Annotated in this window: 9 protein-coding genes and 1 pseudogene; 9 read left to right on the forward strand and 1 reads right to left on the reverse strand. The window is 70.0% G+C overall.

Features of this window, described 5'->3' with window-relative positions; all coding sequences use genetic code 11:
* The 6 genes from C3488_RS37555 to ispG form a co-directional block, all read left to right on the forward strand.
* Positions 1 to 1419, forward strand: a 1419-nt coding sequence (locus C3488_RS37555) for an acyl-CoA dehydrogenase family protein (protein ID WP_103845334.1), incomplete at its 5' end; no start/stop codon positions are given.
* Between the two features lie 310 nt (positions 1420 to 1729).
* Positions 1730 to 2986, forward strand: a complete 1257-nt coding sequence (gene dxr, locus C3488_RS37565) for a 1-deoxy-D-xylulose-5-phosphate reductoisomerase (RefSeq protein WP_103845335.1) — start codon at positions 1730 to 1732, stop codon at positions 2984 to 2986.
* Entirely contained in the window at positions 2983 to 4287 is a 1305-nt protein-coding gene (locus tag C3488_RS37570) for an RIP metalloprotease (RefSeq protein ID WP_103845336.1), read from the forward strand. Before dxr ends, C3488_RS37570 begins: the two co-directional genes overlap by 4 nt.
* 376 nt (positions 4288 to 4663) lie before the next feature.
* Positions 4664 to 6400 (forward strand): ABC transporter ATP-binding protein, encoded by a 1737-nt coding sequence (locus tag C3488_RS37575; RefSeq protein ID WP_219822373.1) that lies wholly within the window; start codon positions 4664 to 4666, stop codon positions 6398 to 6400.
* Positions 6397 to 8193, forward strand: coding sequence for an ABC transporter ATP-binding protein (locus C3488_RS37580; protein ID WP_103845338.1), 1797 nt, complete (start codon positions 6397 to 6399; stop codon positions 8191 to 8193). Before C3488_RS37575 ends, C3488_RS37580 begins: the two co-directional genes overlap by 4 nt.
* 174 nt (positions 8194 to 8367) lie before the next feature.
* Positions 8368 to 9525, forward strand: a complete 1158-nt coding sequence (ispG, locus tag C3488_RS37585; protein WP_103845339.1) for a flavodoxin-dependent (E)-4-hydroxy-3-methylbut-2-enyl-diphosphate synthase — start codon at positions 8368 to 8370, stop codon at positions 9523 to 9525.
* 28 nt (positions 9526 to 9553) lie between these two features.
* Here ispG and C3488_RS37590 read toward each other — a convergent pair whose 3' ends face one another.
* Complete coding sequence (locus C3488_RS37590; RefSeq protein WP_258053893.1) at positions 9554 to 10018, reverse strand: ATP-binding protein; 465 nt, start codon at positions 10016 to 10018, stop codon at positions 9554 to 9556.
* A 173-nt stretch (positions 10019 to 10191) separates the two neighbouring features.
* Here C3488_RS37590 and C3488_RS37595 point away from each other — a divergent pair.
* The 3 genes and pseudogenes from C3488_RS37595 to C3488_RS37605 form a co-directional block, all read left to right on the forward strand.
* Positions 10192 to 10935: pseudogene (locus tag C3488_RS37595) on the forward strand (helix-turn-helix transcriptional regulator); the annotation flags it as partial.
* Positions 10932 to 11132: a DUF397 domain-containing protein gene (locus C3488_RS37600; protein ID WP_103845341.1), complete on the forward strand. Its 201-nt coding sequence runs from the start codon at positions 10932 to 10934 to the stop codon at positions 11130 to 11132. The pseudogene C3488_RS37595 and the gene C3488_RS37600, both read left to right, overlap by 4 nt.
* Positions 11133 to 11238: 106 nt before the next feature.
* On the forward strand, positions 11239 to 11717 hold a 479-nt coding region (locus C3488_RS37605), incomplete at its 3' end, for a DUF4081 domain-containing protein (protein WP_146068011.1).

The following is an 11717-nucleotide window of genomic DNA, read 5'->3' on the forward strand; positions in this document are numbered from 1 at the left end:
TTCCTGCTCACCGAGCCGGACGTGGGCTCCGACCCGGCCCGTCTGGCCACCACGGCCGTCCCCGACGGCGACGACTACGTCCTCGACGGGGTGAAGCTGTGGACCACCAACGGCGTGGTCGCCGACCTGCTGGTCGTCATGGCGCGGGTGCCGAAGTCCGAGGGCCACAAGGGCGGCATCACGGCGTTCGTCGTCGAGTCGGCCTCCGAGGGCGTCACCGTCGAGAACCGCAACGCCTTCATGGGTCTGCGGGGCCTGGAGAACGGCGTGACCCGCTTCCACCGCGTGCGCGTCCCGGCGGCCAACCGCATCGGCGAGGAGGGCCAGGGCCTCAAGATCGCCCTCACCACACTGAACACCGGCCGGCTCTCCCTGCCCGCGATGTGCGTGGGCGCGGGCAAGTGGTGCCTGAAGATCGCCCGAGAGTGGTCGGCGGCCCGCGAGCAGTGGGGCAAACCGGTCGCGCTGCACGAGGCGGTCGGCTCGAAGATCTCCTTCATCGCGGCGACCACCTTCGCCCTGGAGGCCGTCGTCGACCTGTCGTCCCAGATGGCCGACGAGGACCGCAACGACATCCGCATCGAGGCCGCCCTCGCCAAGCTGTACGGCTCCGAGATGGCCTGGCTGATGGCCGACGAGCTGGTCCAGATCCGCGGCGGGCGCGGCTTCGAGACGGCGGAGTCCCTCCAGGCCCGCGGCGAGCGGGGCGTGCCGGCCGAGCAGATGCTGCGCGACCTGCGCATCAACCGCATCTTCGAGGGCTCCACGGAGATCATGCACCTGCTGATCGCGCGGGAGGCGGTCGACGCCCACCTGTCGGTGGCCGGTGACCTGATCGATCCGGAGAAGTCCCTGTCCGACAAGGCGAGGGCGGGCGCCAACGCGGGCGTCTTCTACGCCAAGTGGCTGCCGAAGCTGGTCGCCGGACAGGGGCAGGTGCCGGGCGCGTTCGGGGAGTTCCGCCGGGAGGTCGACCTCTCGGGGCACCTTCGCTACGTCGAGCGCAGCGCCCGCAAGCTGGCCCGTTCCACCTTCTACGGCATGTCCCGCTGGCAGGGTCGCATGGAGACCAAGCAGGGCTTCCTGGGCCGAGTCGTGGACATCGGCGCCGAGCTGTTCGCGATGGCCGCCGCCTGCGTACGCGCCGAGCACCTGCGCAGGACCGGGGACCACGGCCGCGAGGCGTACCAGCTGGCCGACGCCTTCTGCCGGCAGTCCCGCATCCGTGTCGACGAACTGTTCGACCGCCTGTGGACGAACACGGACGACCTGGACCGCAAGGTGGTCAAGGGCGTGCTGACCGGCACGTACGAGTGGCTGGAGCAGGGCATCATCGACCCGTCCGGCGACGGCCCGTGGATCGCGGACGCGACACCCGGCCCGTCCCGGAAGGAGAACGTCCACCGTCCCATCCGGTGACCGACGGCTACAGGCCGCCCGGGGGCGTCAGCCACCGGGTCGGCCGGCCGGTCACCGAAGCGATGGTCTCCAAGTCGTTGTCAGGGTGCGGCACGGTGAGACCCTGCAGCTCGGCGGTCGCGGCGGCCAGCAGATCGGCCGCGTTCGCCGAGCGGTGGCACCCCTTCGCCGGTGAGCTCCTGCTGCACGGCCCGTGCCCGCGTCGGTGCCCGGTCGTCCAGCGCCGCCCGGGCTCAGGGGCCCGACGACGACACCGCCCAGAGAGGGACACCCTGACCGCCCGCACACCCCCTACGGCCACAATGGAGGGATGAGCGACAGCCCAGCCCCTCTTGCCGACCCCCATCTCGTCTTCGACCCCGTGGACGGAGTGCGGGACGTCGTGATCCTCGGCTCCACCGGCTCGATCGGCACCCAGGCCATCGACCTCGTGCTGCGCAACCCCGACCGGTTCCGCGTCACCGGGCTCTCCGCCAACGGCGGCCGCGTCGGCCTGCTCGCCGAGCAGGCCCACCGCCTGCGCGTGCGCACGGTGGCGGTCGCCCGCGAGGACGTCGTACCGGCCCTGAGGGAGGCCCTGAGCGCACAGTACGGGCCGGGGGAGGTTCTGCCCGAGATAGTCGCCGGACCCGACGCGGCCACCCGGCTCGCCGGCTCCGACTGCCACACCGTCCTGAACGGCATCACCGGCTCGATCGGTCTCGCGCCCACCCTCGCCGCCCTCGAGGCGGGCCGCACACTCGCGCTCGCCAACAAGGAGTCGCTCATCGTCGGCGGCCCGCTGGTGAAGGCCCTGGCCAAGCCCGGCCAGATCATCCCGGTCGACTCGGAGCACGCGGCCCTGTTCCAGGCCCTCACCTCCGGCACCCGGGCCGACGTGCGCAAGCTCGTGGTCACCGCCTCGGGCGGGCCGTTCCGGGGCCGCACCAAGGCGGAGCTCGCGAACGTGACCCCCAAGGACGCGCTCGCCCACCCCACCTGGGCCATGGGCCCGGTCATCACGGTCAACTCCGCGACGCTCGTCAACAAGGGCCTTGAAGTGATCGAGGCGCACCTGCTGTACGACATTCCCTTCGATCGTATTGAGGTGGTCGTACACCCGCAGTCGTATGTCCACTCGATGGTGGAATTCACGGATGGATCGACCCTGGCGCAGGCGACGCCCCCCGACATGCGGGGGCCGATCGCCATCGGACTCGGCTGGCCCGAACGGGTGCCCGACGCAGCACCCGCCTTCGACTGGAGCAAGGCGTCGACCTGGGAGTTCTTCCCGCTCGACACCGAGGCGTTCCCGTCGGTGGGACTCGCCCGGCACGTCGGGCAGCTCGCGGGCACGGCCCCGGCGGTGTTCAATGCGGCAAACGAGGAGTGCGTGGACGCGTTCCTGAACGGCGGCCTGCCGTACCTCGGGATCATGGATACGGTCACACGGGTGGTCGAGGAGCACGGCACCCCTCGTCGGGGAACTTCCCTGACCGTCGCGGACGTCCTCGAAGCGGAGACCTGGGCGCGCGCCCGGGCCAGGGAACTGACGGCGCAGACGGCAACGGCGGAGGCTCGTGCATGACGACTCTGATGATGATCCTCGGCATAGTCGTCTTCGTGGTCGGCCTGCTGTTCTCGATCGCGTGGCACGAGCTCGGGCATCTGTCGACGGCCAAGCTCTTCGGCATCCGCGTGCCGCAGTACATGGTCGGCTTCGGCCCGACCATCTGGTCGCGGAAGAAGGGCGAGACCGAGTACGGCGTCAAGGCGGTCCCGCTCGGCGGCTACATCCGCATGATCGGCATGTTCCCGCCCGGTCCCGACGGCCGGATCGAGGCACGCTCCACCTCGCCGTGGCGCGGGATGATCGAGGACGCCCGGGCGCAGTCCTTCGAGGAGCTGCAGCCCGGTGACGAGTCGCGGCTCTTCTACACGCGCAAGCCGTGGAAGCGCGTCATCGTCATGTTCGCGGGCCCCTTCATGAACCTGATCCTCGCCGTGGTGGTCTTCCTCGGCGTGATGATGACCTTCGGGGTCCAGACCCAGACCACCACGGTCTCCAAGATCTCCGACTGCGTCATCCAGCAGAGCGAGAACCGCACCAAGTGCGAGAAGGGCGACCCGGCCGCGCCCGCCCTGGCCGCCGGTCTGAAGCCGGGTGACAAGATCGTCGGGTTCGACGGGAAGCAGGTGAAGGACTGGTCCACCCTCCAGTCCGACATCCGCGCCAACCCCGGCAAGGACGTCACGATCACCGTCGAGCGCAAGGGCCAGACGGTCGACCTGCACGCCCACCTGATCAAGAACCAGGTCAGCAAGACGGACGGCAACGGCGGCTACCTCGAGGGCAAGTACGTCTACGCCGGCTTCCTCGGCTTCACCCCGGCCACCGGCATCGTGCAGCAGTCCCTCGACCAGTCCGTGCAGCGCATGGGCGACATGATGGAGAACGGCGTCGAGTCCATCGTCTCCCTGCCCGGCAAGATCCCCGGCCTGTGGGACGCCGCCTTCGGCAACGCCCCGCGCCAGCCGGACTCCCCGATGGGCGTGGTCGGCGCGGCCCGGGTCGGCGGCGAGGTCTTCACCCTCGACATCCCGCCGTCCCAGCAGATCGCGATGATGCTCATGCTCGTCGCGGGCTTCAACCTGTCCCTGTTCCTGTTCAACATGCTTCCGCTGCTCCCGCTGGATGGCGGGCACATCGCGGGCGCCCTGTGGGAGTCGCTGCGCCGCAACCTGGCCAAGCTGCTGCGCCGCCCGGACCCGGGGCCCTTCGACGTGGCGAAGCTGATGCCGGTGGCGTATGTGGTGGCCGGTGTGTTCATCTGCTTTACGATCTTGGTCCTGATCGCGGATGTCGTGAATCCGGTCAAGATCAGCTAGCAAACGGTCACTTCTGTTGCGGTGGCCCTGTGCGTGCTCTTCCCTTGCGTAACTCACGCGAGTGAAGAGCACGCACTTTTTTCGTACGGCGCCTCGTGCCACCTGCCACCGCCGCTGGAACGAGGTCACCGCAGCCGCCGCCACATGACCGCCAACGGCGAAGATCACGAGCCGGAGCCGCCCTGTCCGGCCTGCGGTCACCGTAAACCCACTTGCGGCGGAAGGTGTTCGACACAAGCATCGGGAGCCTTCCCGGCCTGTCGGAGGCACTGTGGGTCTGACCGTTCGTGAGCGATGGATGCTTCTGCGACCATTACGAGACGCCGGAGGTCCGCTACTTGTCGGTTTCGTTCTGCTGAAGATCGCGGAGGCCCTGGTGCCCGCCGCGACCGCGGTCACCATGGCGCTGCTGGTCTCACGGCTCGGCACCAGCGGCAGTGGCGAGGTCTTGGCCGTCGCCTTGGGGCCACTGCTCGCTTTCGGCGCGGTCCTGCTCGCCGGGCATGTGGTCGACGCGCTGGCGGAGCCGCTGCGATTCGTCGCCGAGGCCCGGATGGACGGTGCGCACCGGGCGCACATCGCCCTGCTCGCGGCAGGCAGCCCCACCATCGGCGCCCTGGAACGGCCGGAGGTCCAAGAGCGGATCCGGCTGGCCCGCGCCGACCCGGACAACTGGACCGAACGCACTCCTGGCCAGGGCGCCTTGGCGCAGCTCGGCGAGTTCATCCGCATCCTGGGCATCACCGCCTCCTGCCTGGTGCTCGCCCGCTATGCCTGGTGGCTGGTCCCGGTTGTGCTCCTCGCCGCGGTCGCCACCCGGTCCGTCGGGTACCGGCAGGGCCTGGCCTTCGTCCGTCTGTGGCTGGCCGGTGTCCCGCACGGACGTCGCGCCCATATGTGGCAGGAGGTGCTCACCCGGCCGGCGGAGGCGAAGGAGGTGCGTGTCTTCGGTTTCGCCGAGTGGGGGGTGCAACGCGAGCAGCACCACATCCACGGCATGTTCGACCGCGCTTGGGCGGCGAGCGTGCGCGATCTCAACCGGCAGTGGGGCAGACTCGCCCTGACGGTGCTGGGCCTGGTCGCGGCCTATGTGCCGGTGGCACTGGACGCCGCCCACGGCACGACGACGGTGGCGGTCGAGACCGCTGTGTTCGCGGCGGGCTGGTCGGTGTTCACCGCCCTCGACGGCCTCGACTGGCGCAACCGCCTCGGTGCCCTGCCGGTTCTTCAGGCGGCCCGGAAGCTGGATAAGGAGCTCGGGGCTCCCGCTGCCCCGGCCGCCGCGGCCCCCGCAAACCGACCCCAGGATGCTCCCCTGGTCCGCTTCCAGCAGGTGGAGTTCACCTACCCCGGCACCGAGCGCAAGGTCCTCGACGGTCTGGACCTGGAGATCCGCCCCGGCGAACTGCTGGCCGTCGTCGGCTTGAACGGCGCCGGCAAGTCCACTCTGATCAAGCTGCTCTCCTCGCTGTACGAACCCACCGCCGGCCGGATCACTGCCGACGGCACCGATCTCGCCGAGCTCGGGCCGGCCGAGTGGCGCCGCCGGATCTCCGTCGTCTTCCAGGACTTCGTCCGCTACCACCTCACCCTTGCCGACAATGTGACCCTCGGACAGGCCGACGGCACCGCCCCCGACCTCACCCGTGCCGAAGCCGCCGCCCGGGACGCGGGGCTTGACGAGGTGCTGGCCCGGCTGCCCCACGGCTGGGACACCCCGGTGGCCCGTTCACGCACTGGCGGGGTGGACCTCTCCGGCGGCCAGTGGCAGCAGGTGGTGCTCGCCCGCGCGCTGTACGCCGTACGCAGCGGAGCCCGGCTGCTGGTGCTGGATGAGCCGACCGCGCACCTGGACGTGCGCACCGAGTTCGATGTCTTCTCCCGGCTGGCGGCGCACCGGGGCAGCAGCAGTGTGGTGCTGATCTCCCACCGGCTGTCCACGGTCCGCCAGGCCGACCGCATCGTCGTGCTCGACGGCGGCCGGATCACCGAGTCGGGCACCCATGAGGAACTGATGGCCCTCGGCGGCTCCTACGCCGAGATGTTCGCCATCCAGGCCGAGCGCTTCGTCGCCGGCTTCGACGACCGCATCGAGGACGGGGAGCTCGAGTGAAGCGCTATCTGGGCCTGTGGGCCGAACTCTTCCGGCTGTCCTGGCGGAAGGAGCCACGGCTGGTCGGGGGCCTGTTGGCGGCCCGGACGGCCTCCGTCGCCGCCGTCGCCGCCTCCGCTCTCTGCCTGCGCGAGGCCGTCGACGCGGCCCTCGCCCACCACGCGGGCCAGGCCGTGGCAGCCGCCCTGGGTGCGGCGCTCACCTACGGTGTCACCTCCCTCCTGCGCGGCGCGACGGGGAGCCTGCGGATCCTGCTGGTGGAAAAGGTCGGGCTGACCGACCTCCTGCAGCAGATCCACCGGGACATCGCCACCGTCGAGGGCCTGGACCACCTGGAGCGTACGGACTTCCTGGACCGCGTCACCGTCGTCCGCAACTCCGCCTGGGGTATCGCCGACAGCCTGTGGGCCTCGGTTGACGCGGTGTTCAACGTCGTGGAAGTGATCGTCGCGCTGGTGTTGCTGGGCACCATGAACCCCTGGCTGCTGTTCCTGCTCCCCTTCGCCGCCGTACCGCTGTGGTTCGACCAGCGCGGCCTGCGGGCGGTGAAGGAGGCGGAGACGGCGACGGCGGAGGCGTTCCGGCTGCAGCGGCATCTGTTCGAGCTGGCGACCTCGCCCTCGGCGGGCAAGGAACTGCGAGTGGCCGGATCCGGACCCCAGCTGGCCCGGCTCCAGCGGCAGGCCTGGGACGAGGCGATGCGCGGCCGCGCCAGGGCACGGATCAGCGCCGCGGTGTGGAAGATGTCGGGATGGGGACTGTTCACCGCGGGCTTCGTCGCCGGACTGGCGCTCGTCGCCCACCGGGTGGCGCGCGGCCACGGCACGGTCGGTGACATCATGCTCACCGTCGCGGTGGCCAACAACCTGCGTGAGTCCGTGCACTTCGCCGTCGTCCGGGCCACCGACACAGCGAGCGCGAGCCGGCTCATCGAACCGTACCTGTGGTTGCGCGACTGGGTCACGGCCGACCGCGCCCGGGTCCGGGGCGGCGAGAAGGCACCCGAGGTACTGCGCGCGGGCATCGCCTTCGAGAACGTCAGCTACGCCTACCCCGGCACCGACCGGCTCGCCCTGGACGGAGTCGACGTCACCCTGCCCGCGGGCTCGGTGGTCGCGATCGTCGGTGAGTACGGGTCGGGCAAGACGACGCTGGTCAAGCTGCTGGCCAAGTTCTACCGCCCGGACAGCGGCCGCATCACGGTGGACGGAAGGGACCTCGCCGGGCTGGACACCGAGGACTGGCGCTCCCGCTCCAGCGCCGCCTTCCAGGACTTCGGCCGCCTGCACACCTCCTTCGCCGAGGCGGTGGGGCTCGGCGACCTCGCCCATGTCGAGGACCGCGAACGCATCGCCGAGGCGGTGCGCGCCGCCGACGCCGAGTCGCTCGTGGCCCGGCTGCCCGACGGGCTGGACAGCCAGCTGGGCCGGGAGTTCGACGGTGTGGACCTCTCCGAGGGCCAGTGGCAGAAGACCGCGCTCGCCCGCGCCTCCATGCGGCCCGATCCGCTGCTGTTCGTCCTCGACGAGCCGACCGCCTCCCTGGACGCACCCAGCGAGGACGCCATCTTCGCCCGCTACATGCAGCGGGCCCGGGACCTGGCCACCCGCACCGGCGCGGTCACCGTGATCGTCTCGCACCGCTTCTCCACGGTCACCGGCGCCGACCTGATCCTGGTCCTGGACCGCGGCCGACTCATCGAGGCGGGCACCCACGAGGAACTGGTCCTGCTCGGCGGCCGCTATGCCGACCTGTACTCGATCCAGGCCAACGCCTACGCCCCGGCCGGTTGACGCCCCCGGGTGGCCCCGAGTGTGGCGAGGACGGCCGCCACACCCGGGACCACCATCGGGTGGACTCCTGGGATGCTGTGTCTCCGCGTTCATGTACGTGGCGTAATCTCGGAGCCTGGAGCCCGCCGTTTTCCGGGACCGCACCTTGATCCACAACTTGGGGTTGCACAGCAGATGACTGCGATTTCACTCGGCATGCCGTCCGTTCCGACCAAGCTCGCCGAGCGCCGGAAGAGCCGGCAGATCCAGGTCGGACCTGTGGCGGTGGGCGGAGACGCCCCGGTGTCCGTGCAGTCGATGACGACGACCCGTACGTCGGACATCGGCGCCACCCTCCAGCAGATCGCGGAGCTGACGGCGTCGGGCTGCCAGATCGTCCGCGTCGCGTGCCCCACGCAGGACGACGCGGACGCCCTCGCGACCATCGCGAAGAAGTCGCAGATCCCGGTGATCGCGGACATCCACTTCCAGCCGAAGTACGTCTTCGCCGCCATCGAGGCCGGCTGCGCCGCCGTCCGCGTCAACCCGGGCAACATCAAGCAGTTCGACGACAAGGTCAAGGAGATCGCCAAGGCCGCCAAGGACCACGGCACTCCCATCCGGATCGGCGTCAACGCGGGCTCCCTGGACAGGCGGCTGCTCCAGAAGTACGGCAAGGCGACCCCCGAGGCGCTCGTCGAGTCCGCCCTGTGGGAGGCGTCCCTCTTCGAGGAGCACGACTTCCGGGACATCAAGATCTCGGTCAAGCACAACGACCCGGTCGTGATGATCGAGGCCTACCGGCAGCTCGCCGCCCAGTGCGACTACCCGCTGCACCTGGGCGTCACCGAGGCCGGTCCCGCCTTCCAGGGCACCATCAAGTCGGCGGTCGCCTTCGGTGCGCTGCTGTCCCAGGGCATCGGGGACACCATCCGCGTGTCCCTGTCCGCGCCTCCGGTCGAGGAGGTCAAGGTCGGCATCCAGATCCTGGAGTCCCTCGGCCTGCGCGAGCGCGGCCTGGAGATCGTCTCCTGCCCCTCCTGCGGGCGCGCCCAGGTCGACGTCTACAAGCTGGCCGAGGAGGTCACCGCGGGCCTGACCGGCATGGACGTGCCGCTGCGCGTCGCGGTCATGGGCTGCGTGGTGAACGGCCCGGGCGAGGCCCGCGAGGCGGACCTCGGCGTCGCGTCCGGCAACGGCAAGGGCCAGATCTTCGTCAAGGGCGAGGTCATCAAGACCGTGCCCGAGTCGAAGATCGTGGAGACCCTCATCGAGGAGGCCATGAAGCTCGCCGAGCAGATGCAGAAGGACGGCGCGGCCTCCGGCGAGCCGTCGGTGTCGGTCGCCGGCTGAGCACCGCTCCTTTCTTCCCGGAGTCCCGTCACCCGTCGGTGGCGGGACTTCGTCGTACTTCCGCCCAGACGCCTTTCCCCGGGTTGCGCGGTACGACGCCCCACAGGTCGGCCAGAGCCTCCACGAGCAGGAGCCCGCGTCCGGACTCGTCGTTCGCCGGGTCCTGCGGAGGCCGGGACGCGGGCAGCCGCTCCGTACGCGTGTCGCAGACCTCCAGACGCACCACCTCCGGCGTCTCGGTGAGCCGAACGTGGAAGTCCCGCCCCGGCACATGACCGTGCCGTACGGCGTTGGCGGCCAGTTCGGAGGCGATGAGCGTGACGGTCTCGTTGAGGGGACTGCCGTAGGGGTGCCCCCACTCGTCCAGACGGTGGGAGACCAGGCGCCTGGCGAGCCGCGCGCCGCGCGGAGTGGACGTGAACCGCATGGCGAACTCGTGTGCGGGCGCGGTGCGGTCCTGAATATGCCAGTTGGAGGAGCTTGCCGACTTCATGGTGCTCACGGTCGCGCACGCTGCGTAGCGTTGGACAGGGGCTCAGCCGGGACCACCGTTGGTTGTACGCGGGAGGGCGGCGTCTGTACGCGCGGCGAGCCGTGACCACGGCTGCGCGAGAGCGGTGAGGAGTGCATGAGCGAGGAGCAGGGGACAGGCGTACCGCACATCTTCGGGCGGAGATGGGGCGGGCCGAACTGGGGTCGCGGACGGGCTACTCCGAGTCGACCATCGCGTCGTTCGAGCAGGGGAGGCGGATCCCGTCGGCGGAGTTCATCGCGCGGGCGGACGAAGTGCTCGGGGCGCACGGGGTGTTGCTGGAGTTGGTCGAGGAGATGGAGAGGGCGCAGTATCCGCCGTTCTTCCGGGACGCGGCGAAGCTGGAGAGGGAGGCGGTGGAGTGGCACGTGTACGACACCAGGGTCGTCAATGGCCTGTTGCAGACGGAGGATTACGCACGGTCGGTGTTCACCATGCACCGCCCTGTGCTGGATGAGGAGACGATTGGCCAGCGCGTGTCGGCCCGTCTGGCCCGACAACAGTTCTTCTCCAGGAAGCCGCTGCCCACCACCAGCTTCGTGATCGAGGAGTCGGTCCTGCGCAGACGCCTCGGAGGGCGGACGGTCACACGGGGGCAGCTGGAACAGATCCTGCTCATCGGGCAGCGACGGCATGTGGAGATCCAGGTCATGCCGACCGACCGTGAAGAACATGCCGCACTCACTGGCCCGTTCACCTTGATCGAGACGAAGGAAGGGCGCAGGATCGCCTACGTGGAGGCGTATAAATACAGCCGCCTGTTCACCGATCGCGGAACCGTCAGGGAGCTCGAAGAGCAATATGGCGTCCTGCGTGCGCAAGCTCTGACGCCACGCGAATCGTTGGCCTTCGTGGAAAAGCTGCTGGGGGAGACATGAACGTCGAAGACCGGTCCAGGCTGAAGTGGTTCAAGAGCAGCTACAGCGACGGACAGGGAGGCCAGTGCGTCGAGGTCGCCACGATCCCCTCCACCGTCCACATCCGCGACTCCAAGCACACCCCCGAGACCGGCCCCACCCTCATGATCCCGTCCGCGTCCTGGGAGGCGTTCATAGGGTTCACCGCTCGGCAGTGAGTCACGGTGGTCCCATAAGCCACAGCAGCCCCCCACCGGGGGGCACCGTCCAGGCGCGGCAGGTACAGTGCGGAGATCAGCAGACCCAAGGGTGAGGCTCCCGCACTTGTTGACGCAGACGACCACCCGGGTCCTCGGACCGAGTGACCTGGACGCCGCACTCGCCGTCCTCGACCGCGAGCCGGTCGCGAACGCCTTCGTCACGTCCCGCGTCCATGTCGCGGGCCTCGATCCCTGGCGTCTGGGCGGGGAGATGTGGGGCTGGTACGAGGACGGCATGCTGACCTCGCTGTGCTACGCCGGCGCCAACCTCGTCCCGATCTGCGCCACCCCCCGCGCGGTGCGGGCCTTCGCCGACCGCGCCCGGCGCTCCGGCCGCCGCTGCTCCTCGATCGTCGGCCCCGCCGAATCCACCGCCCAGTTGTGGCGGCTGCTGGAGCCGACCTGGGGCCCCGCCCGCGAGGTGCGCGCCCATCAGCCGCTCATGGTCACCGACCGCATGCCCGACGGCATCGCCCCCGATCCGCACGTCCGCCGCGTCCGCAAGGACGAGATGGAGACGATCATGCCGGCGTGCGTGCGATG

The sequence above is a fragment of the Streptomyces sp. Ru72 genome, from assembly GCF_002920635.1.
In the GTDB taxonomy this organism is placed as follows: Bacteria; Actinomycetota; Actinomycetes; order Streptomycetales; family Streptomycetaceae; genus Streptomyces.